Source organism: Infirmifilum sp. NZ (assembly GCF_022693705.1).
Lineage (GTDB): Archaea > Thermoproteota > Thermoprotei > Thermofilales > Thermofilaceae > Thermofilum.
Genome location: NZ_CP094288.1, coordinates 1 through 22463 on the forward strand (window position 1 = coordinate 1; position 22463 = coordinate 22463).

Genomic DNA, 22463 nt, shown 5'->3' on the forward strand with positions numbered 1-22463 from the left:
CGCCGCAGCTAGGGCAGGCGCGTAGCGTCGCCTGCTCCCGGAGCGGAGAACGCTCCGCCCGCTCTGCTGCCTCGAGCCAGACTACCCTCCTCTCCTCCCCACTCTCCCACCTCGCGACCACGGCTACGGGCACTCTTCCAGCTTTCTTCAGCCTCACCGGCACCTCTACCACTCCCTCAGCCTCGCCAGGGTCGATCCACTCCACCTCACCCTCGAGCAGAAGCCTAGCCCTGCCACTGAGCGACACCTTCAGGGAGCCCCACTCACCAGCAGCCAGCCGGGGAGCCTCGACCGACGCAATGAGGCTCCGCCGCGCAACGGCCTGCGGCCGGGCTGAGCGCACCTGCCTAGCCCCCTCCTCGAGGAGCCCAACAACCCCCCAGTGACCCCTCTCCCTCGCGAGGTCCAAGGGAGTCCTCCCCTTCTTATCCCTCGCGTCGACGTCTGCCCCACTCTCTACGAGTAGCCTAGCAACATCTAGGTGGCCGTAACTAGCGGCGTAGTGTAGCGGCGTATAGCCGATATTGTCCCTTGCGTTGACGTCTGCCCCCTCCTCGAGGAGCTTTCTAACCTTTTTCAAGTCCCCCTTAGTCGCCGCTTGGTGGAGCTCGCTCATCGATTGGGAGTGCTGATATCTTGTAAAAGAATTTTTTGGACATGGTGTCGGTTTGAGAGCTTCAAGCTTTCAGTAACTAGATAGGGGCGTGGACTTAAAGGCTCCTTCGGCGGTGTGCTTTGGAGGCTCGGGGAGCGGTACTACGACGGAGCGTACTTCAAGGGGGTCTTCGCGGTGCGCCACTGCCACAAGTACATCTACGTGTTCAAGCCCGAGGTGCTTGGGAGCTCCGTAAACGCAGGCGTCGAGTGCGCTGGTCCCTATTGAGTACTTGCAGAATTCCATTTAAAAGCTGGCAAACTCTAAACGGAGTTTCACCGCCTGGGAACACGTTTATATCGCCTTCTGAGCTTTCTCCATCAGGTGTAGCATGGCCGTCCGCTCAAGAGGTGCTGCGAACGAGCGGGTACATGTGGGTGAGCACCTTGAAGTCGCGGAGGCCTACCTGAGCAGAGCGCTTGAGCTGCTCGGGAAGGGCGACCCCCACGACGCCGCCGAGAAGCTATGGGCCTCGGTGCGTCGTGTCACTCTCGCGCTTACCGAGCTCGCCCTCGGCCGCGCAGCGCCCGAGAGGGGCGAGACGTGGAGGGCGTTCGTCGCGAGAGCCCTTCGGGTAGCTGGCCTCGAGGGTAGCAGGGCGGAGGAGCTGGCGTCAGCGTTCGTCGGGGTTCGGGACAGGTTGCATGGGGCCGTGTTCTATGGCGCTGTCTACGAGGAGCAGGAGCACAGGCCGGTGTTCGAGAAGGGCTTCGAGTACGTGAGGATCGTTGCAGGCCTCGTATCCAGGCTCGCGGGCGCCGCGACCTGATGCTTTACCTGCGCTGGGGCGGGCCTTCAGCTTTCCCTGCGGGTTCGCTTCGGGGGAGCTGGGCGAGTTTTTATAGCTCGTCCCCGGGTTAGCGGGTGGGTATGTGCTGTGTCGAGCTACGAGAGGTACGTTGACTGGCTGGAGGAGGCTCTCGACGACTACGGGGCGGCGGTTGACCTGATGAGGCTGGGGAGGTACGGCAAGGCGTGCTTCCTCGCCCAGCAGGCAGCTGAGAAGGCGGTGAAGGCCCTCATGATCAAGAGGCTGGGGGTGCACGTTACCGTCCACAGCGTGGCTGAGCTCCTCAGGAGGCTCAGGCCGGCGGTGAGCGTCCCCGATGAGCTCGTCGCAGTGGGGGAGAAGCTCGACAGGTACTACGTGCCGACCAGGTACCCCAACGCTTGGCCCTTCGGGGCCCCGCACAAGCACTACACGGAGGAGGACGCGAGGGAGGCTGTCGAGTGTGCAGGCAGGGTGCTCGAATTCGTTAAGAGAGAGATTGAGCCGGGTCGCTCCTCCTAACTGCCCCCACTGGCCCCCCTTAAAGTCGTCGCCATCTTTCTTCGGGCCTCGGGGTTGCCCCACGGGGGCGGCGCATCGCCCAGTGGGCCTGCCCCTCTCGGGGCTTCCGGGGAGGGGCGTCCAGCGGCCGCCACGCCTCAGCGGCCAACTGCCCTACCCGTTAGAGGCGGTGCTGCAGGGGTTTATCTCCCTTTCGCTGTGAACGCTGAAAGTGAGCCGCTCGAGCAACTCCCAGGAAGGTGCAGAGGGCTTAAAAGCGGGCACCGGCTGGTGAAGGCGTTGCCGGAGGTGGGAGACACCTACCACTGGTACAACGTGTGGACAAGCAAAGGGAAATATGGGTGCGACTGCCTCTTCCGCGCCTACGGCTACGTGCGTAAGGCGAGGGTTTGTAGCCACATCGCCACCGTCATGCTTTATGCGAGGTAGCGAGGCTCAGAGCCTACCTCACAAAGACAATATTTTTCATAGTGTTCCAGGTGGTTGTATTCTCAGAGAGGTTTTGAGTCCCATGCACAGCAATGAGAAGCTGAAGGATAGCGCCGAGGTCCTAAGGAGGCTTAGCCGGGTCGTTGAGGACCCGGAGCTCCTCGAGGGCCTCTGCGCCACCATAGCCGAGCTGGTGGAGGCCTTCAGGCCGCTCTCCGTCGTGGTCGCCGGCTCCCTGGCGCGGAGGAGGTTCGTGAAGGGGGTGAGCGACGTCGACCTGCTAGTGGTGGTCGAGCGCGTCAGGGACGAGGACAGGTTCCACCTGAGGGCTGTGGGCTCCACAGATGTGGAGATCACTGTGGTGGGGCTCGACGAGCTCGTGGAGGCGGTGAGGCGCGGGAACCAGTTCTACAGGGAGTGCCTCGACGGCGTGGAGGTGTACGGCTCTTTGCTCCCAGAGCTGAGGCGCCGAGCCGGCCTGCAGGGCTAGCAAAGCTAAGGGCCTGCTGCGGGAGGCTCCCTTTTACCCCTCAGTTGAGTGCCAGTCTTGATGGAAGCTCTTCAGCTACGGGCCCCTCAGGGGTCCAGCATCTCAGCTCTTAGGATCCCTAACCTGAAGGCTTTGAGAAAAAAATTTCACGGGTGAAGGTTGGCTTAGGGAGGGGGTAGCGAGTTCTTCAGGAGGTGGACGTGCTCGTCTGTGAGTTCGGCCTGCGCGAAGGTCTCCAGCGAGGCCTGCCCGCCCTTGACCGCGACTCTGTGGAAGAGGAACTTCTTTGCCGCGAGGTCGGCTGTGAAGACCCTCACCTCGGGTAGCGACTCGAGGTACCTGCACAGCTCCCCGTCGGCCAGGACTGTCTGAAGCTTGTTTGTCGCGAGCCACGTCCTGACGTGGATCACGAGCCTGCCCTTGAAGCCGCTCCCAGACAGGGCCCTCAGGAAATCGATTGTGTACCTGCTCACGTCGGACATCCTGCTCTCGCCGCCGAAGAGGATCATGGCGGTGTCTGGGCCCCAGGAAGCCACGCGGGAAGCGGTCTCGCGCGGGTTCGCGGTGTTGTACTCGAAGACGGACACCAGCTTCTCCCTCCTCCCGTTCAGCGCCCAGTAGGTGGCCGCGGTGGCCGAGGCTATTGAGAGGCATATCCTGTCGTTCAGAGGCACCAGCGCAACCCTGCGGGCGCCCCTGAGTAGCTCAGAGCCGATGAAGTTCCCGGTCAAGGCTCGCAGGTAGACTTCCTCGCCGATTGTAAGCAGCCCAGCTGTAGCACCCTTATCCGACATCTTCCTCACCGCTAGGACCATTTCGTTTGCATTTATAAATATTTGGTTGGTATATCTAACCAAGAAACATTAAATCCGGTTAAAAAAGGGAAAGTCCCCTATCTGCCCCTCTAATTCAATTGATACAGATTCCCGGAGGGTAAACACGCTGTACCGAGAGCGGTGACATGCTACCCTAGAAATCCCGCTCAGCTCCTTCTGCTGAGAGAAAACGGAGGTACATTTAAGCGGCGGGGGCTCAAACGCTGTTATATCCATCCTTCAGTAGAGGAAAATTGAGTTTCTATAAAAGCTCCGCACCTTGGATGATTCGCGTAGGCACCTTCTCGGTATTCCGGATCGCTTGCGTGTAAAACGGGAGCTTAGGGTGGCTTGAAGGTGAACTCTATCTTCACGTGTACATCCACTCCTGTGAGCGCGCGGGAATTTCGAGTCTTACAACACCTTTGGGCGCGTCGAGCAACGCAGTGAACCTGTTTAGGAGCCCTCAGCTACAGCTCGACCAGGCTCCAACCCAGCTCCATCTTCCTTTCCTTCACCTCGCGGATCAGCCGCTCGATTGCCCCGTGCCTGGCGCCCGATGTCTCCACCGCCCCGGCCGCCTCCTCGAGGCTGTCGAACACCCCGAGTAGCCTCCCGCCGGCGAAGGCCGCGTAGCGCCCCTTGTGCTCCGCGAGCAGCCTTTCGCGCGCCCCCTCGAAGGCCCTCCTGTTCAGCTCGGCCTCCCTCTCGACGTCCTCAAGCTCCCGGAGGACTTCGGGCTTTATGCTCAGCCACAGCCTGAGGGCTTCCTCGAAAACGTCCCCCACCCTTACCCCCCTCAGCGCCGCGACGGCCTTGACCCTCCTGTAGAGCTCCTCGTCTAAGCCCCTAACGGGTACCATGCCTATAACGGTGGGTAGCTTCGATCATTTATAATAGTTTCTGGACTTAGACCGCTCAGCTCCTTGAAGACTTTTCTATGGACAATAACTTTAAATAATTTCATCGAGATCCATGAAGGCCCCTTTTTGTCCTTTAAGAAAGTCATTTAACCTAGACTTTATCTCCTTAACTTCGTCCTCAGATAGCTCCTCACACTCCATTATCATAATACCAACTGCTTTCGCAAGTATCGCTAATTTTCTCTCAAGCTCTGCTACTCGGGCTTCGATGCTGGACATTAATGTGTCCGAAGAATGTTGCTTCTAGCAAAATTTAATTCTTCCCCCTAAGATCAATGTAGGGTAAAACTGTTTAGGCTTGAATGATCTTCCACGCAACGGGTGGGGAAAAGCTGACTGTGAGGTAGCAGAGCACCCCCAAACCTGGAACGATGAGAAAATGCTAGGAGCTGGAGGTATTTCCTCCCTGCACATTGCTACCCTACTGCTTGCGAAAAAACGGCCGATGAGCATTGGCTCAGATGTTTTCGGCATAGGTTGATGTCTATGTGTAGCGACAGCCTGGGGTTTCACTCAAACGGCGCATCAGGGTAAAGCGGGGCACATGTGCGTGGGGCTCAGGCGCGCATCATCGCTAGAACCTTCCTTTTCCAGTTTAACGCGGTGAGGGCAAGGGACGCGGCAAGGGCCAGCAGAACAGCACCCGGCCCGAACTCCACCGATGCGCTCTGCATCACACCCCCTTTCCACTCAGCGTTTAGTTTCACGAGGGTGAGCGGCCCGACATCTAGGCTACCCAGCACCGGCGCCGCCACCACCAAGGCAACGGCTACAGCCAGGAAGGACCAGACCGTGTAGTCTATGAAGACGGCGAGGAGCAAAGGCTGATGCCTCGGGCAGCACCCGCGCACTTCGATGGCGTGGCCCCTGTCGGCTACGCGCGCCTCCCTCACGGAGGCGGCCGCGAGCAGGAGGAGAAGGTCCCCGCACAGACCCGCGGTGTTCCAGAACCCGGCGAACCAGAACACGTCCCTCAAAGCCCCCTCAGACGCCCCCGCCGCAACCGCCCACAGGGGAGTCAGCGCGAGCGGGGCCAGAACCGTTACCGCCACGCGCGCGAAATCAAGCTCGGCGGGGCTCTTCACGTAGATGCCGACGATCCACTTCGACCTAATGAGCCCGAGCTCGATCCCACGCACTCCCATGAGCCACAGCGCTGCGACGTGAGCGAGCTCGTGTAGGAGCCCGCCCAGCAGGAGTCCCGCGGCCATCCACGCTAAGCTTGCACCGTTCAGCGTTATGGAGCCCGCGACAGCCCCCCACAGGAAGGAGAGGGCGAAGAAGTGGGATGTGAGCTCGCGCTTGTGGCGGAGCGCGTCGAACGTGAAGGCATACCCGTTGTCCATGGCTTGCTCGAGGCTCAGCCCAGTTTGTTAAATAAAAAGCTTTGCCCCTGATGCTGCTTGCAAGATCTAAGGCCTGAGGCGGCTGAGATCCGAGAGACGTAGGGCACAAATCAAATAAGCATGGCTCCTAATCTACGGCAGGGGTCCTGCTTGGACGCTGATCTCTTGGTTGAGATGGCCTTGAGAGAGCCGACGGAGGAGCTCCTCACGCCCGAGAGGCTCCGCGAGCTGGCTGAGCGGGGTGAGAGGCTTGTCCACTACATCGGCTTCGAGGTCTCGGGCCTCGTCCACCTAGGGACGGGCCTGATCTCAATGCAGAAGGTCGCCGACCTTCAGCGGGCTGGCGTGGAGACGCAGGTCTTCCTGGCGGACTACCACAGCTGGATCAACAAGAAGCTGGGAGGCGACCTGTCGACGATCAGGCGTGTCGCCGGCGGCTACTTCAAGGAGGCCCTCAGGGTTTCCCTGAGGATCGCCGGGGGCGACCCGGACAGGACGCGCTTCCTGATGGGCAGCGAGGTTTACGAGAAGCTCGGCCTCGACTACTTCACGAGCGTCGTGAAGGTGTCCATGGAGACGACGCTGTCAAGGGTCAGGAGGTCAATAACCATCCTGGGGCGGAAGGAGGCTGAGGCCCTCAGCTTCGCCCAGCTGCTCTACGTGCCGATGCAGGTCGCCGACATCTTCTCCCTCGGGGTGAACGTGGCGCACGGGGGGATGGATCAGAGGAAGGCCCACGTGATAGCGATAGACATCGGTGAGAAGGCTTTCGGGTACAAGCCCGTGGCGCTCCACCACCACCTCCTCCCGGGGCTCAGCCTGGATCAGGAGGCCTGGAAGAGGCTCGTGGAGGCGAAGAGCTCGGGCAACAAGGAGGAGTTCACCGGCATCCTAGCCGACGTGAAGATGTCCAAGTCCAAGCCGGAGACGGCGATCTTCATACACGACTCGGAGGAGGAGGTTAGGAGGAAGATCATGCAAGCCTTCTGCCCCGCGGGCGAGGTCGAGCTCAACCCCGTCCTGGAGATCGCGCGCTACATAATCTTCAGGAACAGGAGCGAGCCCTTCGAGGTCATCAACAAGAAGACGGGCGAGAGGCTCGTGTTCAGCAGCTACCGTGAGCTCGAGGAGAAGTTCAGGGCGCGGAAGGTCCATCCCCTCGACCTCAAGGCGGCCGTCGCGGAGGAGCTCGCCCGGATCCTGGAGCCCGCCCGGAAGCACTTCACGGAGGGGCCGGGCAGGAACTTCCTCGAGGACCTCCGGGAGATAAGGATCACCAGGTGAACCCCCTTGCTCGGCCCCAGCCACCTCGAGGAGTTCCTCAGGTCCCGGGGGATCCCCTACAGGCTCGTGGAGGTCGGTGAGGCGGCGACCTCGGACGACGCGTCGAGGAGCCTAGGCGTCGAGAAGTCCCAGATAGCCAAAACGGTTGTCTTCATCTCGGACAGTGGCGAAACCGTCTTGGTCGTCGTGCGGGCAGACCGAAGGGTGGATCAGGCTAGGCTCGCTAAGCTGCTAGGCTACAGGAGGCTGAGGCTCGCGAGGACCGAGGAGGTTGCGGAGAGCACCGGCTACCCTCCGGGAGGCGTCCCTCCCCTCGGGCACCTCAGGGAGCTTCCAGTTATCCTGGACCTGGAGATCGCTGGAGGCGAGTACTGGTGCGGGGGCGGGGACGAGAGGCACCTCCTGCTCCTGGACTTCAGGATGATAGCAGGGCCAGGCTTTAAGGTGATGGATGTCCCCAAGAAGCAGTGAGCATTATAACCAAAATGTTGTAGTATAGTGTTGTGGAGGCGTGTCCGTATGAGAAGAGTGTCTGTCACACTCCCCGATGAGGTCTACAAGGCCCTCGAGGAGCTCGAGGCTAAGACGCGGATCGCGAACAGGTCCAGGCTCGTGGGAGACGCGGTCATGCTCCTCTACAACCAGACCCTTGAGGACGACGCGGTTTACGCTGGGGGCCTCGTGGTCGTCTACGACCACTCGAGGGGGGAGACGGTCTACGGTGTGGTGGACGCGCAGCACGACTACACGGACCTAGTTAGGGGGAGCATCCACGTCCACTTAACAGAGGAGAAGTGCGTCGAGGTCATCGCGGTTCAGGGAAAGGGGGCTGAGATCAAGGAGCTGGCTTCCAGGCTGAGAAAGGTGAGCGGCGTCATCACAGTCCAGCACAGCCTGGTGAAAGTCTAGATTATGCAATGAGCTAAGCCGGCGCTGTAAACGCATTCGCTGCACCCCACCTCGTTGCCGTAGCAGTCGTACTCGTTGCTGTCGATGAACCAGCACTTCCTCGTCGCGAAGGGGCAGTCCGCGCACCAGGGCACCCCCGCGGGGAGGTTCTTCCTCACCTTGCGGAACTGCACGTACCTGGGGCTGTTCCACACCTCCTCGATGCTCTGGGACGCGACGCTGCCGAAGCGCACAGCTCTCACGTTCTTCTCGTGAAGGTTCGTGTAGAGGGGGTGCTCGTAGGCGAGATCCATGCAAGGCGCGACGTTGCCGTCCCAGAGTATCATCATCGCGTTCTCGTCTATGTAGGGGCAGCTCCGCCTGAGCGAGTCCGCGTAGACGCTGGGTAGCTTTGCCTCTAGGCCGTAGGCCCTCGCAACCTCCCTGGCCTCCTCTATGTACTCCTCAACCTCCCGGAGCAGCTGCTCGCGCTGTAGCGTGTCCCGCGCGATGTCCGCGTTCACGCTGTAGCCCCTAGCCGCGATCTTCTCGACAAGCTGGAGGTACAGCTTCTGCTTCCCCGAGCTTGAGTACGTGTAGTGGGCCAGCAGGCTGTCGTATATCGCCTCCCGCGCCAGGCTGTCCAGCCTCCCGCCCGTCTCCTTGAAGAACTCTACCGCCTCTCTGCTCGCGGTGCTGTAGACAGTCTCACAGGCGAGGGCCGGATGGTACGGCACCATGTGGGATACGACGATGAAGTCCAGGTTTAGCTCCCCCGCGCGCCTCACGATCTCCGGTAGCATCCTGTAGTTGCGCCTCATCAGCACCACGGCTACCCCGACCCTGGCCGCGTACTCCTCCTTGGCTCTCGCCGCCTCCCTGAGGTTACCCAGGACGTCGTAGCGCTGGGCGCCGACGCGTATCTCGCTTAAAGGCTCGAGGTCGGGAGCGTCGACGCTGAACGCGACCTGGTCGGCCCCGGCCTCGAAGACCCGCCTGGCTGCGGAGCCGTCCATCAGCGTGCCGTTCGTGACGAAGTGGATGAACACGCCGTCCCCCATTTTCTCCCTGGCGTAGGCCAGGAGGTCGATGAACCTGGGGTGGTTTAGGGGCTCGCCGAAGCCGTAGAGGGCCAGCCTCCTGACCCGCCCGGCGGCCTCGTCCACAACCTTTCGGAATAGCTCGAAGCTCATGTGCCCGAACGACGCCTGGCGCCAGGTCCTCCTGACGCACATGACGCAGGAAAGGTTACAGGTGTTCGTGGGCTCGACCTGCAGGACTTCCGGAAAGCTCATTGCTACCACTCCCCCGAAGCCGAATATATGCGTATCCCCTCCGTATGCGGGGAATCCGCGGCTCGGGCTCCCAGGTCACCTCATACCCGTCTCTGCTCGTCTGCGTCTGGTGCGGCCTAGCCCCCTCTAAGCTTTTAAACCGCGGGGCGTTTCGTGGACAATGCCTGTAAGGCTGCTCCGGGACGAGCTGCGTGAGCTGTACTCCACGTACATCGAGGAGCTTAAACCAGCCGTCGTAGTCGACGTGGGCACAGGCCTGGGGGAGAGCCTGCGAGCGCTGGTCGAAGCCTCGGGGAGTAAAGCCAGCGTCTTGACGATCGACGTGGACTGCTCCACGCTCCAGAGGGCGAGGGCCGTCACCCATCACGCGTACGAGCGGGGAGCGGTAGACCTGATGTGCGCCGACGCCCACAAGCTCCCCCTTCGCGGCGAATCCGTTAAGCTCCTGGCGACGGTCGCCATGCTGCACCACCTCGCCGACGCGGAGGCGTTCGTGGAGGGCTGTGCTCGCGTCCTAGCCCGAGGCGGAGTAGCCGTGATCGTGGACTGGACACCCGGCTCAAGGCTCTCCCCGCACCCGCCTTCGGAGCACAGGGAGGCTCTCGCCAAGCTCAAGCGGCTTCTGCCGGAGTACCTCAAGCTCGAGGACCTCAGGGTCTACAAGGACTACTTCATAGCCGTCGGCGCGAAGCCCTAGCCTTCACCAGGGCTCGGTAAGCGAGGTACACGGCCGCGGCGAGCACCGCTAGGGGAAGTAGCCCTATCAGCCCGGCGATGATAAGGGATACCACTAGCACAGCGAAAGCCACACCGCTCCGCACAGCCCCCACTACGTCCAGCGCGGGCCACTCCACAGGTTCGAGGAGGGCTTAAACGTGACCGTTATGGTCGCGTAAACCACGCTGCGCTCCAGGTTCCGCAACTGCGCGTCATAGAACTCGATCTGGTACCGCACGTACGAGAGCCTGTCCTCAACCTGGAGTACATTGGATACGCTTGACGCCTTGTCGAGAAGCTGGAGCAGCCTCTCCTCCTCGGCCCTAAGGTTCCTCAGCCTGGCGGAGAGGTCTACCCACTGGTCCGTCACGTCCAAGGCCCTCTCCACCACCCTGTCGACCCTACCTAGCCCTGAGAGCGCGTCGAGCGCCCTCCGGTAGTTCGAGGCCGGCACCTTAAGGGTCACAGTGGCGCTTCCACCGCCGCTAGCCTCGAGCTGCACCGAGGCGACGTACCCTCCCGTCTCCCCGGCCAGCGATTTGGCCCTGGTGACAGCCAGCGACACGTTCTCCACTGAGACCTCGACCTCCGCCGAGTAGGTTATGTTCCTCTGCGAAACCGACGGGGTTGAAGCTGGGGCGCTGGGAGCCGCAGGTTTAACGGTTGTTTGCTGCGCCGCCTCTTTAAGAGGTAGCGTTGAGGCCTGCTGGGAAACCGTAGTCGCCGGGTTAGGGGCTAGGAGGAGGTATAGCGTCGCCGCAAGGAGAAAAGCGGCCAACAAGGCTGAAGCGACCAGTACTCGGCGTCTCACGCGGTTCAGAGCCGGATCGCCGTTAATAACGATTCGGTAGCTCGGCTACGTACCTATGCTACGTTAGTAATTCAAAGTTAAATCCAGGAAACACCATTCTAGATGCGTGAAGGCCGTAAGCTTCGACGTCTGGTCCACCCTGATGAGCATCGACGTGTTCTACAGGGCCGTCGCAGAGGCCCTCGCCGAGGCGACAGGCCGCGACCCAGGCGAGGTCTTCAACCGCGTAAAGAGGGCCTACTCCGCCGTGAAGTCCGCCAGGCGGGCCGGCCTGGTCAACGAGTCTAGGGTGGTTCAGAGCTCCACCGAAATCTTCCTCGAGGCTCTGGGCATCGCCTCGAAGTACGAGCTCTACTGGGCTGTCGCCCGGGCCGTCAACGCGGTCGACGCCCGCGCGCTACCCCTCGACGGCGCCGCCGAGGCCCTCCAGGAGCTGTCGTCGCAAGGCTACGCGCTAGCCGTCACGAGCAACGTGATCTTCTGGCCAGGCTACCTCACCAGGGTCCTACTGGACAAGGCGGGGCTAGGCAGGTTCTTCAGAGTCCAGGTCTACGCCGACGAGGTGGGGACGCTGAAGCCCAGCGTGAAGCCCTTCCAGGAGGTGCTCCAGGCCCTGGGGGCAAGCCCCTCAGAGGCCGTCCACGTGGGCGACAGCCCCCAGGAGGACTTAGCGGGAGCACTCAACGCCGGGATGGGCGCAGTGCTGCTCGACTGGGGGCGCGAGAAAGCGCTGTTGGACGCGAGGCTCAGGGTCGCGGTTGTGGGCTCTCTCGGTGAAGTCCCCAGTGCTGTGGCCGCGTTGCTTCAAGCGTGATCAAGCCCCCGAATCCCAGCTCTCCGCAACGAACCTGTAGGGGTACGGAGTCCCGCCCCTGCCTCGAGGGCGTGGCCTCGTGTCATGAAGGTGCGTGGGTGTGGAGTCCTTGCCGCTCACCCTAGAATCTCTCCTATGGCTTCGCTGGTTTTCAACACTCTGATGGGCTTGGCCCGACCTATTGCCTCGAAGTGCCTGTCGTTGGATATTAGGGTCGCCCCTATTTTTATGCATGCTGCTGTGAACACGTTAGTGTCCGCTAAGAATCTCTTTGATTTTCTCCGTTGCAAGCCTGTCTGCCTCCTTCTCCACTTCAAGGTCGATCTTCTCCAAGGGGACCCCCTTTTCGCTAACCTCCCTAGCGATTGTTGCCAGGAGTTTCCTGACGTCGAGCTTCCTGAGAACGATGGTGTCGTCGCTGACCGCGACTAGCAAGAGCTGCTCGCCCCTGCGGAGGCCAAGCCGCTTGCGAAGCTCCTTTGGGATTACAACCCTACCCTTGTCGTCAACAGCCACAACTCTGATCATCACACCACAGCTCTCACATAGACAGCTATATTACTTTAGCCCTAAGTTGGGAGCAATAGCTCTTAGAAAAGCTCGAATTTCACCCAGCGCCGGGTCCGTTGACTAAGGGATGCGAGGAGCGTTAAGCTCCGCTGTCCCCGTACCACCTGACGTAGAGGTCGCGCCTCAGCAGCTGGAGGACGGGGACAAGCCTCCTGGCCTCCTCGACCTCACCCCTGTTGATCTCCACGACTATGACCCCCTCGCGCTCCCCGAGGTCCACGAGCCTATGCCCGAGCGGGGTGACGATAGTGCTGTGGCCCGCGAAAAGGCTCCCAGTCTGGTCGACCGCGATGAGGTAGGCGGTGTTCTCGTGGGCCCTCGCGGCCGTGAGCGCGAGCCACTGCTCCACCTTGTACGGCCCCCGGTACCAGGCCGAGGGCACTATGAATAGCTCGGCGCCGCGGAGCGCCATGGCCCTGAAGAGCTCTGGGAAGCGCAGGTCGAAGCACACAGCTAAGCCCACCGTGAAGTCGCCCAGCCTCGCCACGGCTAGGGAGTCGCCTGGAGCGAAGACGCTGGACTCCCTGTACCCGAACGCGTCGAAGAGGTGCACCTTCCTGTAGACCGTCACCACCCTGCCCCTGTCCGCCAGGACGGCGGCGTTGTAGACCCCGTCGCCCTCTCTTAGGAACGCGGAGAACGCTACGGCGGTGCCCAGCTCCCCGCTCTTTTCCACCACGCTGGCGGCGAAGGGCCCTTCGAGCGGCTCGGCCAGAGCGTGGACGTGCTCGCGCGAAACGCCTCCCTCACCAACCCCCATGAGGTACTCCGGGAAGACGTGGAGGTCCGCGTCAGCCCTGCTCAACTTCTCAAGGACCCTGCGGAGGTTCTCCTCCTTGTTGGGCCCAGCAACCATCTGGTGGAGCGCGACCTTCACGGAAGGAGTAAAATGCGGCCGCCGCTAATAAACTGTGTGCAAACCCTGACTACGTGGAAAGCTTGAGCACCCTGTATTAATGTAAGTAGCAGGTCATGCTTCACCGCTACTGTGAGCACGTCCTCGCTGAGCACCTGCCTCTAATTATCCGCGAGCATCCAAGTGATTAAGCAGTATATTGGCGATCGGCTGCCTCGTTGAGTGCTGTCTACTGGTAAGGAAAAGAAATAAATAGTTCAGGGGGTGAACTATGTTTCAGGGGGTGAACTATGCTGTTTGATCCCAGGCCCAAGTCCACTAGGAGCGAGCTCTTCGATAGAGACGCGGAGCTCAGTGAGCTACACAGGTTAATCGATGAGGAGAGGCCTATAGTAGCTTTAACTGGCGTTAGGAGGATTGGGAAGACGAGTGTGCTTAGGGTTTTACTCAGCGAGGTAAATATACCCTTCATACTCATGGACGCACGAGGGTTGCCAGCGAACTACGGCTTAAGGGATCTCTACGCACTCCTCTCGAGCGGCATGTCAAACAAGGGCTTCATCGAGTCCATGAGGAGTATCCTGGAGTCCATTAGGGGCTTAAGGATAATGGGCTTCGAGGTTGAGCTGGCTTGGAAGGGTAGGAGCGCGCTGCCCCTGCCCGTTCTCCTAGACTACCTGAATAAGAGGAGAGTTATAATAGCTGTCGACGAGGCACAGTGCTTGAGGGGGCCGCGTGGCGGGGTGTTCCTTGAGGCGCTTGCCCACGCATACGACTACGATGACAACATCACCTTTATACTAACGGGCTCCGAGGTGGGCCTCCTCTTCGAGTACCTGGGGGTAGATGATACGTCGTCACCCCTATATGGTAGGAGAGTGGATACTATTACCCTGGATAGGTTTTCTAGGGATGATTCCGTGGAGTTCCTTAGGCAGGGCTTCAGGGAGGCCGGGGTAGAGGTGCCTTCCCATTACATTGAGGCAATAGTCGACTTCTTCGACGGGATACCGGGCTGGCTGGCTATGGCCGGGGGCACAGTCGTCTCGGCGCGCGGGAGGATAGGGCTTGAGGAGTTGAGGAGGCAGGCGGTCGAGGTCGCAAGGAGGGAGCTAATGGAGATAGTTAAAGCCAGGGGGAGGAGGTATGCCCTAGTGTTAAAGCTAATAGCTCAGGGCGTGAAGAGGTGGAGTGAGCTCAAGTCGAGGCTGGAGGAGGCAGAGGGCAGGATAGTGCCTAGCAGCGTGCTACACAACATCCTCGAATCCCTCAGGAAGCTGAGCATAGTGGAAGACTACGAGTTCCTAGACCCAGTCTACAGGGAGGCTGCCAGGACACTCTAGCACCTGTTCATTGCACTCGTATACTCTAAAGCGTTCTACCCGGCCTCAGGCTCCATGTGCCCAGGTATTCCCATTTACCAGTGTCCGTGTTAAACCTGTATTTAACTATCGGATGATAATCTTCAAGCTCCTTTAGCTCCCTATATGTGCACTCATCATCACTTAACTTTAATATGTACTCCCATAGCTCGTTCAGTACACCTAGATCCCTCTCCACCCGCCTCTCTACTAGTGTATAGTAACCGTTTGCATCCTCGGTGAAGTATATTAGTCTAAGCTCCCCGAGCAATGCGAAGACCCTGCACTGCTCCTTCGCACACCTCCCAGCATCCTCATCCTTCTCTACATTATAGCTCTTCACCTCGTAGAAGACTCTGTCTCTGTCCCAGAAGTCGGGCTGTGCGAATACACCGTACACCATCCCGCTTCTCTCTAAGAGTACAACACGGGTTCTGGGCCTGAGCAACCCAGTGTACTTGCTCTTCCTCCAGCAGGAGAGCATTCTCCAGGCTCTCCCAGCATACATCCTTCTCTCGCCATCGGATAACTCTACTCCCTGCTTCCGCAGCTCTTCTGTGAAGACCTTCATAGCGCATTTCATGGCCTCCATGAGGAGGGATCTACGGGTCCATGACTGATAGTAGTTGTACTGGGCTAGGGCTGTATCGATAGCCTTCCCAAAGGCTAGGTCCACTGGGTTCCCCCTCAAACTGCACCGTGAGTTAACGAATCTATATGTGGGTATGAGCTTAACCTTCACCATGCCGCTTACCAGGAGGCTTTACCCGCGGTCAGCGTTACCGCTTGGCTTACGACTTTCAAGATGAAGTGGGGCTCGAGTAGTTACCTCTGCAAGCCTTGCCCCTAGCTTCCTGAGGGCCTCCAGTGCGCCTTTGAGCCGCGAGGGGCTGTAGCCGTACCTGTGCCTGCTGGCCTCGTAGGCGTAGAGGGTTGCCCCGATGAGGGTTATGATGGCGCTCCTCAGGTACTGGACCGGCGTGGGCTCAAGCTTGGCGACGAGCATGAGGCCGAACTCGACTAAGCGGGGTAGCGGGATTTGGGTGCAGTTGCTCGCCACGCACTTCACGGTGACGACCCGGTAGACCCCAGGCTTGACGGGTAGTTGCACTTGACTAACGGGGGGCGTGAACACGATGACTGGAGTGGTGTTCACGAGGGCTCTAGGTGTGCTCACAGGCACCTTCGCTAGGGCTTTCCGCGACAAAACCGAGAGTGTGTCCGCGAGCCTAACGCCAGAGGCGCTGAGCACAGCCATAACCTGCGGGTAGTCTCTCTCGTCGAGGAGGAAGACCGTCGTGTTGCCTGAAGCGTATACACAAGTGGCGTTGGGCACCTGCACGTAGGCTGTGATGTAGGGGTGGATGAGGGAGATGTTGTAGGAGAAGCCCTCAGTCTCCGGGATCTGGATGGGGCCCAGCACCTGCACGGTGCAGTTCTCCACGTCAAGGAAATAGGGCCGGTAACTCACGTAGGTCGTGGTGGTGTACCCCCACGCAGACGCCAGCAGCGCGAGAGCGGTGAAAGCCCCCGCGATCACCAGCGTGAGCCCAAGCACCTTCAGCACCTACCTCACCTCGAACCTCCTCTCCGCGTAAGCGACCGTCAGCGTAAGCGAGGCCAAGAGGACGGCTAGAGGCGCTAGACCTAGTAACGCCTCGTACCCCTGGAAAACCGCCTGGAGGTACCTGCCGAGCGCCAAGCGCAGGGTGAAAGGCCTCAGCGCGAAGGCCGCTACCAGGAGGGTTAGGGTCGCGGGTGGGAGTTGGATCACCTGAGGTGGCATGGGGGCCCCGCCCAGTGTGACGGTCGCGGTCAGGCTGGCGAACAGGGGCGCTACGTACAGGAGGAAGCCGACCCCTAGCGAGAACAGCGCGCTCCTCGTTAGCGTCGCCAGCGTGAAAACGAGCAGGCCAAGCTCGAGGCTCTCAACCAGGAGCATCGCGAAGTCCTCGAGCCTCACCCAGCCCAGGAGCCTGACGTCTATCACTGCGATGGGGGCAGCGAGGCTCAGCAGGTACGAGGCCACGGGCACGACGACGGAGCTGAGGGCCCACGCCGAGACGTAGGCCACCCGGGAGATCGGCTGGCTGAGGAACAGCGCGTAGCTACCAGAGTTCATGTCCCCCACGTACTGGCTGATGGCAACGAACATGACTATGAGAAGCGCCACGCCGGTGATACTGTACAGCACGGCGAGGAACTCCGGTCCCGGAGACTGGAAGGCCGCGGCGCCCAGCGCGAACAGGACGTTCAGCGGCGCAACCACCCCGGGGATCACCGCTATTACCTTCGCTTGGTTGTCTAGGACGAACCTGAAGTACTCGGAGAACGCGCCGAGTTTACGCCCCCACAACCCTTTCATAGAGCTCACCAAGGCTCGCCGTGTAGGGTCTGTACTCCTCAACCATATCCACTTCAGCGAGCTGCCTGAGGAAGAGCTCTGCCTCCCCGAGCTTCTCGCCTTCAACTGCGACCAGAACCTCGCTGCCGCGGACCTCAACGCTCCTCGCGAAGCTCTCCCGGATTATCTCCGCGGCCGCCTCCCGGGGGCTCCTGGAGCGTACCAGGAAGCTCGTAGCCACCCCGCGCCTCCTGCCGAGCTCGTGCAGCCTCCCGTGCTCGAGGACGACGCCCTGGCTAATGAAGACCGCGTAGTCGCAGACCTGCTGGAGCTCCGGTATTATGTGGCTGGAGATAAGGATCGTTGTGCTCAGCTCCTCCTTCAGGCTCCTGATCAGGCCCAGGATCTCCCCCCTCGCCCCGGGGTCGAGGTTCGCGGTTGGCTCGTCGAGCAGGAGCAGAGGCGGCTCCCCGAGAACCGCGATCGCAAGGCCCAGCCTCTGGAGGTAACCCCTGCTGAGCGCCCTGACGGGGGTGAAGGCGTACTGCTCAAGGCCCATGAACCTCAGCACGCGGGACACCTCCCCATCTCCGAGCCCCCTCATCCTGGCCACGTGGGTGAGCAGCCTTCCGACGGTGACGCCTGGTGGGTAGTAGGGCTTCTCGTGAAGCACCCCTGCCAGCCTCCTTACCTCAACCTCCTCTCGCGCCGGGTCGTGGCCTAGGACCTCCACGTCCCCGCCACTCGGCCTGAGGAGGCCCAGCAGGATCTTTATGGTCGTGGTCTTGCCGGCCCCGTTGGGCCCGAGGAGCGCGGCCGCGGCCCCTTCAGGCACCTCGAACGTGGCCTCGCGGATCGCGTAGTTTTTGCCGAACCGCTTGCTGAGCCCTTTGACCCGGATGGCCGCGCCCATATCAGCCTCACTTACGAGGCGCGGCATTAATATTTCCGTTTTGTTGAGTTAGTGGAGTGCATGGGCTGGAGAAGGGAAGCCTTGCTTGCTGCCGTACTACTGCTGCTGACCGCGGCTCTCGCCATTACCTACTTGAGGCCCCGCGGTACTAGGGCCGCCGTCGCGATCAGCGAGCTACCCAGCACTTTCACAGAGGTTGCCTCTAGGGTGAACCTCTCGACCTTCAACCTCCTCCGGTCGCTGAGGAGAGGCGCCCCCGGCTCTCCGGAGAACAGGGCCCGCCTCGAGCAGCTCGCCCAGCTTCTCGCAAACCTCACCGAGTCTGGTGAGTGGCAGCTTAGCGAGCTGGGCCTGCAGCTCAGGGCTTCCTCCGGCAACTACTCGCTACTCGCCTCGGCTGGAGCCGATATGGAGCTCGCCGCTGACGCCATGAGCGGGCTACACCCGGCGCTGGAGTCGTTCCTGGAGGGGCTGGCGCGCTGCAACGGGACTCAGGCGGAGCTGGCCGCGAGGGCACTGCTTCCATCCATCCCCAAGGCTAGGGGCGAGCTCCAAGACGCCCTAGGGAAGCTGGCCCTCGTCGACGAGGAGTCTCTGCCGCTGGAATCCCACAGGAGGGTTTTTGAAAGCGCCGTAGGCAACGCCACGAGAGCCCTGAAGGCCCTCGCTGAGCTCGAGAAGGCGGCGCGGCTGGTCAGCGCTCTGGGCGGATCCTACCTCGAAGCCCGCTGCCGGGGCGAGGGTGCGGGGTTGCCGTCGCAGGACGCGGTAACCTTGGCGAGGTCGATCGACCCTAAGGCCTACCCTGAAGCCTCTTACGAGCTGGCGCTGCTGAAGTCCCTCGTGCTCCAGGGCGAGGGCTCGAGCGGAGGCAGTGGTACGGGCGGCGCGGGTAGCGGAGCTGGGTGGGGGTCCCCGCCGGGTGACGACTAGTGCTCGCGGGCTTCGGCTTCGAGAACCCAGAGCTGCTCCTCGCGGCCCCGCTGGCCGCGGCTCCGCTACTCCTCTACCGCAGAGCTGCGAGGTTCAGGGCGCTGCTCGAGAGGTACGCGGACGTCAGGGTCACGCGCCTATTCGGGGTCACCGCCGCTCTAAAGCTGGCCCTGCCGCTCCTCCTGCTCTTGGCGTCGGCGTCGCCCTACGTGGTGTTGACGAGGAGGGTCGAGGTGGGCCTCGGCGAGGCCGCGCTCCTGGGCTCTAAGCCTGTGCAGCACGTGCTGGTGGTGGACGTATCGAGGAGCATGTCATACGCGCTCGGAATCGGGACCAGGCTGGACGCGGTGAAGGGGATGCTGAGGGAGTACCTGCTGAGCCTCAGTAGTAACGACACCGTCGTCGTGGCGACGTTCTCCGCAAGGGTCAGGGTGGTCTGCTCCGGGAAGCCGGCCGAGTGCCTGCCGGTCGTGGAGGGCCTGAGGGCCAACGAGAGCTACACCGCTGTGGGCGACGCCCTGGCCTTCTCCCTCTCACTCGCCGACGCGTCCTACGCGTCTGCAGCAATCCTACTCTTCACCGACGGCGCCAGCAACTACGGGGTGGACCCGCTCTCACTCGCCTCGAGGGTCCCGCCGGGGAAGTACACTGGCGCGGTGATCTCGGTCCCGCACAACCCATCCATGCTCGAGCTGGCCAGGAGGCTCGGCTGGAGGTACTACACGCTCGACGATTTCACAGCGTCAAGTGCCGGGGAGCTCGCTAGCAGGGTGCAGAGCGAGGCGAGGTACGACGCCTTGAAGGCGAGGGGGCAGGCCTTCGTGGAGGAGAGCTTCAGGGACTACACACCCACCTACGCGCTGATCCTCCTAGCCGTAGCGGTCGCCCTGGCGGTGCTGTTCGAGGGTGCCTGAAGTGCTCGAGCTAGAGAACCCCCTCGTCTTCCTCCTCATCCCCGCGCTGCTCGCTTACGTCACCTACACGCACCGCGGATACTGGCGTAGAGCGCACAGGTTCTACTCCGTCTCCAACCCCCTCTTCAGGGTGCTTGAAGTGAAGCCCCGAAGTAGCTCTAGGCGCCTATCGCTTGCGCTAAAGCTGGCCTCGGTGACGCTCCTCGCTCTGGCCCTCGCGTCTCCCGCGCTCGTTGAGAACGTTAAGGTCGCCAGGACAGTCGACATCACGGGGACGGAGGTCTACAGGCTGGCGAAGCCAGCGGTGGTCATCCTGCTCGACGTCTCGGGCAGCATGGGGGAGCAGATACCAGGCGGCGTCAAGATCGAGGTCGCGAAAGCCGCCATAGCCCGCTTCATAGACTCGCTCCCGCAGAACCTCAGCGTGGGGCTCGTGGCGTTCGACCACGCCGTCGAGCTAGCGGTCCCGGTCACCTCGAACAGGACAGCCGTCAAGGCCGAGCTTTCTAAGCTGAGCCCCATGGGCGGAACGATGTTCACCTACCCTCTTTACACAGCCCTAAACGCCCTGCAACCCTACAGGGTTTTCAACGCCTCATGCGCCGCGGTGCTCGTGACGGACGGGCTCCCGGCCGACAGGGGGCTGTACGACGACCTCCTCCGGCAGTTCGCGAGCCTCAGGATACCCGTCTACACCGTCTACGTGGGGCCGGGCGGCGACGAGGGCGAGGCGGAGCTGAGGAGGATATCTGGCCTCACGGGGGGCAAGGGCTACACCGCGTGGGAGTCCGAGGCGCTGAGCCAAGTCTTGGCGAAGCTGGCTGGGGAGATCTCGCGGCTCAGCGTGCAGTACACTGGAAAGGCTGTGGTGGAGGAGGACGTCGTAGTGCGAACACCCCTGCGCGGCTACCTCCTCGCCGCGGCGCTCGTCCTCTACGTGGCCCACAGCTACTTGAGGCACAGGCTCGTGAAGCTCTCCTTCTAGAGCCCCTGCCTGAGCCTGAGGTACGCTTCGACCACGTAGGGTGCCCGCTCGACGGCGTGCTCGTAGGAGCCCAGCTCGACCGCTCTCCTCCCGACTGCCGCCCTCACCCTGGCGATGTGCCTCCTGGCCTGGCGGGCCGCCTCCGCGAGCTCCACCATGCCCGTGGATCCGGACTCCCTGTCGGCCGCTGCGACGAGCGCGGTTTCCGCGATCCTCGAGACATCGGCCTCCCTAGTGAACAGGAAGTAGAGCGCGCCACGGCCTAGCGCCCTTGACGCCTCGAGGAGCCTAGCGTACTCCTCAGGCTTGTTCGAGAGGTCTGTGTACACCGCCCAGTAGGCCCCCCTCCCGAACGACGACGCAGCCCTCAGCGCTTCCCCAAGGCTCAGCCCGCCCCTAGCCCCCCTGCAGGCCTGCCTCAGGAGCCGCTCGAGCAAAAGCCTGCTGGACGTGTACTCGTACGTCTCCACCCTGTCGCTGACCACGACCGCCGACACCCTGTCGCGGAGCCTGGCCGAAGCCTCGGCGTGCAGCGTTAGTACGAGCACTAGGCTCTCAAGCTTGTCCTTGAAGCCCATCGAGGCCGTCAAGTCGACGAGCCAGAGCAGCCTAGACTCCCTCTCAGCGCGGAACTCCTTCACGTACAGCCTCTCAAGCCCAGTCCTCGCTGAAGCCCTCCAGTCAATGTACCTCGAGTCGTCCCCATAGACGTACTGCCGCAGGTCCTCGTACTCCAGCCCAAGCCCCTTCACCCTCATCGGGCTGTCCCCGGCCAGGACGCCGCTGGCAATAACCCTGCCCTGAACCCTGGCCCTCTTAAGCTTTGTGCAGACTGGAACCGCGGGGTTCACGCGACCACCAGGGCGTCCCCGAGCTTCCTGACAGAGCTCCAGGGCACGTCCACGTACTCCGACCTGCTCACCTCCAGGTACGACTCGAGCTCTCTGACGCCTGCGGGGCCCAGCACCCTCGCCACAGCCTCTCTGGCCCTCTCAACCAGAGCGCCGCTGAGCCTCGGGTTCGCGTAGGGGTCGATCTCGCCGGCTAGCGCGTCGGCCTCACGCCCAGCCCCCCTCCTCTTGAGCCCGTGGACGAACTGCATCCACTTGAGCTCAACCGATCCCCCTCCCCTGGCAACGCGCACGCCCAGCTCCCCGGGGCCGACGACGATCTCCGACGCGAACCCGAGGAACCCGTTCGAAACGCTCAAGACAGGCTTGCCGTCCACCTCTCCCGGCCTCGGGAAAGCCGGGGGCTCCAGCGGGGGCTGCCCGCGGAAGCTCGCCTCGCGGGGAGTCCTCAGGAGGATCACCCTGAACTCGGGGATCGATGCGTCGACCCAGGCGATCTCGCTCACGGGGCAGTACGCCTTCAGCAGGCTCACCTCCCTCTCCGCCCTCCTCCTCGGGATCTCGATGCCTTCGCTCCTCGCCACCTCCACCGCGGCCTCCAGCGTGAGGCCTGAAGTCGACAGCCCCCTCCTCGCCAGCTCGCCGTAGAGGGCCTCGGCGTCTATCACGCTCTCCCCCACGCTCCTAGTTAGGAACACCTCAATGTAGGCTCCCTCCTCCCGCAGGATCAGGGAGCCCGCGTCGCCGTAGTAGAGCCCCTCGCTGTCGTAGATCCTGGCGCCCTTAATCTCCCGCTGGGAGTAAAACGCTTTGGGCAAGCACTAACACCGGTTCAGAGATACACGCGCGCGGAAATAGGCTTTACCGTTAACGTTCACCTCTCCCTATCTTACCTGCTGCATTTATCTGCGGTCTCTCGCCTCGCCTACGGGCAGTCTGGCCCCCTGGGTCATGGAAGCTGTGATGTCCAGCGCGCAC

At 61.9% G+C, this 22463-nt stretch carries 29 protein-coding genes and 1 pseudogene; 14 read left to right on the top strand and 16 right to left on the bottom strand.

Going from position 1 to position 22463, the window contains the following annotated elements:
- Positions 1 to 406: 406 nt before the first annotated feature.
- Positions 407 to 616, bottom strand: a pseudogene (locus MOV14_RS00005) (ankyrin repeat domain-containing protein); the annotation flags it as partial.
- Between the two features lie 114 nt (positions 617 to 730).
- On the opposite strand from MOV14_RS00005, the gene MOV14_RS00010 reads away from it, so the two are divergent.
- From MOV14_RS00010 to MOV14_RS00030, 5 genes are all read left to right on the top strand, one after another.
- Complete coding sequence (locus MOV14_RS00010) at positions 731 to 883, top strand: hypothetical protein (protein ID WP_318537172.1); 153 nt, start codon at positions 731 to 733, stop codon at positions 881 to 883.
- A 103-nt stretch (positions 884 to 986) separates the two neighbouring features.
- On the top strand, positions 987 to 1424 hold the full coding sequence (locus MOV14_RS00015; protein ID WP_318537173.1) for a PaREP1 family protein: 438 nt from the start codon (positions 987 to 989) through the stop codon (positions 1422 to 1424).
- Between the two features lie 108 nt (positions 1425 to 1532).
- On the top strand, positions 1533 to 1946 hold the full coding sequence (locus MOV14_RS00020) for a HEPN domain-containing protein (protein ID WP_318537174.1): 414 nt from the start codon (positions 1533 to 1535) through the stop codon (positions 1944 to 1946).
- A 198-nt stretch (positions 1947 to 2144) separates the two neighbouring features.
- Positions 2145 to 2375, top strand: coding sequence for a hypothetical protein (locus MOV14_RS00025; RefSeq protein ID WP_318537175.1), 231 nt, complete (start codon positions 2145 to 2147; stop codon positions 2373 to 2375).
- A gap of 82 nt (positions 2376 to 2457) precedes the next feature.
- Entirely contained in the window at positions 2458 to 2865 is a 408-nt protein-coding gene (locus MOV14_RS00030; RefSeq protein WP_318537176.1) for a nucleotidyltransferase domain-containing protein, read from the top strand.
- Between the two features lie 164 nt (positions 2866 to 3029).
- On the opposite strand, the gene MOV14_RS00035 is transcribed toward MOV14_RS00030, so the two are convergent.
- From MOV14_RS00035 to MOV14_RS00050, 4 genes are all read right to left on the bottom strand, one after another.
- Positions 3030 to 3680, bottom strand: a complete 651-nt coding sequence (locus tag MOV14_RS00035) for a hypothetical protein (protein WP_318537177.1) — start codon at positions 3678 to 3680, stop codon at positions 3030 to 3032.
- Between the two features lie 470 nt (positions 3681 to 4150).
- Entirely contained in the window at positions 4151 to 4543 is a 393-nt protein-coding gene (locus MOV14_RS00040) for a hypothetical protein (RefSeq protein ID WP_318537178.1), read from the bottom strand.
- Between the two features lie 90 nt (positions 4544 to 4633).
- Positions 4634 to 4822, bottom strand: a complete 189-nt coding sequence (locus MOV14_RS00045; RefSeq protein ID WP_318537179.1) for a hypothetical protein — start codon at positions 4820 to 4822, stop codon at positions 4634 to 4636.
- Between the two features lie 338 nt (positions 4823 to 5160).
- Complete coding sequence (locus tag MOV14_RS00050) at positions 5161 to 5949, bottom strand: metalloprotease family protein (protein WP_318537180.1); 789 nt, start codon at positions 5947 to 5949, stop codon at positions 5161 to 5163.
- 150 nt (positions 5950 to 6099) lie between these two features.
- Between MOV14_RS00050 and MOV14_RS00055 the strand changes: the two genes are divergently transcribed.
- Genes MOV14_RS00055 through MOV14_RS00065 form a run of 3 tightly spaced genes read left to right on the top strand, consistent with a single transcriptional unit; the run spans position 6100 to position 8142 of the window.
- Positions 6100 to 7233 (top strand): tyrosine--tRNA ligase, encoded by a 1134-nt coding sequence (locus MOV14_RS00055; protein ID WP_318537181.1) that lies wholly within the window; start codon positions 6100 to 6102, stop codon positions 7231 to 7233.
- 6 nt (positions 7234 to 7239) lie between these two features.
- Positions 7240 to 7704 (top strand): aminoacyl-tRNA deacylase, encoded by a 465-nt coding sequence (locus MOV14_RS00060; RefSeq protein ID WP_318537182.1) that lies wholly within the window; start codon positions 7240 to 7242, stop codon positions 7702 to 7704.
- 48 nt (positions 7705 to 7752) lie between these two features.
- The gene (locus tag MOV14_RS00065) at positions 7753 to 8142 is read left to right on the top strand and encodes a CopG family ribbon-helix-helix protein (protein ID WP_318537183.1); all 390 of its coding nucleotides are present in this window, start codon (positions 7753 to 7755) and stop codon (positions 8140 to 8142) included.
- Here the strand turns inward: MOV14_RS00065 and MOV14_RS00070 are convergent.
- Positions 8139 to 9416, bottom strand: coding sequence for a radical SAM protein (locus MOV14_RS00070; protein ID WP_318537184.1), 1278 nt, complete (start codon positions 9414 to 9416; stop codon positions 8139 to 8141). The genes MOV14_RS00065 and MOV14_RS00070 overlap by 4 nt on opposite strands.
- A gap of 160 nt (positions 9417 to 9576) precedes the next feature.
- Here MOV14_RS00070 and MOV14_RS00075 point away from each other — a divergent pair, with 160 nt between their 5' ends.
- Positions 9577 to 10113, top strand: coding sequence for a class I SAM-dependent methyltransferase (locus MOV14_RS00075; protein ID WP_318537185.1), 537 nt, complete (start codon positions 9577 to 9579; stop codon positions 10111 to 10113).
- Here MOV14_RS00075 and MOV14_RS00080 read toward each other — a convergent pair.
- Positions 10088 to 10270: a hypothetical protein gene (locus tag MOV14_RS00080; RefSeq protein WP_318537186.1), complete on the bottom strand. Its 183-nt coding sequence runs from the start codon at positions 10268 to 10270 to the stop codon at positions 10088 to 10090. The two genes, MOV14_RS00075 and MOV14_RS00080, sit on opposite strands and share 26 nt — an antisense overlap.
- Positions 10246 to 10944 (bottom strand): DUF4349 domain-containing protein, encoded by a 699-nt coding sequence (locus MOV14_RS00085; protein ID WP_318537187.1) that lies wholly within the window; start codon positions 10942 to 10944, stop codon positions 10246 to 10248. The genes MOV14_RS00080 and MOV14_RS00085 overlap by 25 nt, the downstream gene beginning before the upstream one ends.
- A 106-nt stretch (positions 10945 to 11050) precedes the next feature.
- Between MOV14_RS00085 and MOV14_RS00090 the strand changes: the two genes are divergently transcribed.
- Positions 11051 to 11758 (top strand): HAD family hydrolase, encoded by a 708-nt coding sequence (locus MOV14_RS00090; protein ID WP_318537188.1) that lies wholly within the window; start codon positions 11051 to 11053, stop codon positions 11756 to 11758.
- Positions 11759 to 12007: 249 nt separating this feature from the next.
- Here the strand turns inward: MOV14_RS00090 and MOV14_RS00095 are convergent, their stop codons facing one another.
- Together MOV14_RS00095 and MOV14_RS00100 are read right to left on the bottom strand one after the other, a co-directional pair.
- Complete coding sequence (locus MOV14_RS00095; RefSeq protein ID WP_318537189.1) at positions 12008 to 12286, bottom strand: AbrB/MazE/SpoVT family DNA-binding domain-containing protein; 279 nt, start codon at positions 12284 to 12286, stop codon at positions 12008 to 12010.
- A 121-nt stretch (positions 12287 to 12407) separates the two neighbouring features.
- The gene (locus tag MOV14_RS00100; RefSeq protein ID WP_318537190.1) at positions 12408 to 13205 is read right to left on the bottom strand and encodes a carbon-nitrogen hydrolase family protein; all 798 of its coding nucleotides are present in this window, start codon (positions 13203 to 13205) and stop codon (positions 12408 to 12410) included.
- Positions 13206 to 13474: 269 nt separating this feature from the next.
- Between MOV14_RS00100 and MOV14_RS00105 the strand changes: the two genes are divergently transcribed.
- Complete coding sequence (locus MOV14_RS00105; RefSeq protein ID WP_318537191.1) at positions 13475 to 14527, top strand: AAA family ATPase; 1053 nt, start codon at positions 13475 to 13477, stop codon at positions 14525 to 14527.
- Positions 14528 to 14552: 25 nt separating this feature from the next.
- Here MOV14_RS00105 and MOV14_RS00110 read toward each other — a convergent pair whose 3' ends face one another.
- From MOV14_RS00110 to MOV14_RS00125, 4 genes are read right to left on the bottom strand one after another with little or no spacing between them, the layout of a single operon-like run.
- Entirely contained in the window at positions 14553 to 15290 is a 738-nt protein-coding gene (locus MOV14_RS00110; RefSeq protein WP_318537192.1) for a hypothetical protein, read from the bottom strand.
- 18 nt (positions 15291 to 15308) lie between these two features.
- The gene (locus MOV14_RS00115; RefSeq protein WP_318537193.1) at positions 15309 to 16112 is read right to left on the bottom strand and encodes a hypothetical protein; all 804 of its coding nucleotides are present in this window, start codon (positions 16110 to 16112) and stop codon (positions 15309 to 15311) included.
- The gene (locus MOV14_RS00120; protein ID WP_318537194.1) at positions 16113 to 16910 is read right to left on the bottom strand and encodes a hypothetical protein; all 798 of its coding nucleotides are present in this window, start codon (positions 16908 to 16910) and stop codon (positions 16113 to 16115) included.
- Complete coding sequence (locus MOV14_RS00125) at positions 16888 to 17802, bottom strand: ABC transporter ATP-binding protein (protein ID WP_318537195.1); 915 nt, start codon at positions 17800 to 17802, stop codon at positions 16888 to 16890. The genes MOV14_RS00120 and MOV14_RS00125 overlap by 23 nt, the downstream gene beginning before the upstream one ends.
- 60 nt (positions 17803 to 17862) lie before the next feature.
- On the opposite strand from MOV14_RS00125, the gene MOV14_RS00130 reads away from it, so the two are divergent.
- From MOV14_RS00130 to MOV14_RS00140, 3 genes are read left to right on the top strand one after another with little or no spacing between them, the layout of a single operon-like run.
- A complete protein-coding gene (locus MOV14_RS00130; RefSeq protein ID WP_318537196.1) occupies positions 17863 to 18735 on the top strand; it encodes a hypothetical protein in 873 nt (290 codons plus the stop codon).
- Positions 18735 to 19649: a vWA domain-containing protein gene (locus MOV14_RS00135; protein WP_318537197.1), complete on the top strand. Its 915-nt coding sequence runs from the start codon at positions 18735 to 18737 to the stop codon at positions 19647 to 19649. Before MOV14_RS00130 ends, MOV14_RS00135 begins: the two co-directional genes overlap by 1 nt.
- Before the next feature lies 1 nt (position 19650).
- Entirely contained in the window at positions 19651 to 20634 is a 984-nt protein-coding gene (locus MOV14_RS00140; protein WP_318537198.1) for a vWA domain-containing protein, read from the top strand.
- Here MOV14_RS00140 and MOV14_RS00145 read toward each other — a convergent pair.
- Together MOV14_RS00145 and MOV14_RS00150 are read right to left on the bottom strand one after the other, a co-directional pair.
- Positions 20631 to 21485: a DUF58 domain-containing protein gene (locus tag MOV14_RS00145; RefSeq protein ID WP_318537199.1), complete on the bottom strand. Its 855-nt coding sequence runs from the start codon at positions 21483 to 21485 to the stop codon at positions 20631 to 20633. The two genes, MOV14_RS00140 and MOV14_RS00145, sit on opposite strands and share 4 nt — an antisense overlap.
- Positions 21482 to 22303 carry a hypothetical protein gene (locus tag MOV14_RS00150; RefSeq protein ID WP_318537200.1) on the bottom strand — a complete coding sequence of 274 codons (822 nt, stop codon included), beginning with the start codon at positions 22301 to 22303 and terminating at the stop codon, positions 21482 to 21484. Before MOV14_RS00150 ends, MOV14_RS00145 begins: the two co-directional genes overlap by 4 nt.
- Between the last annotated feature and the right edge of the window lie 160 nt (positions 22304 to 22463).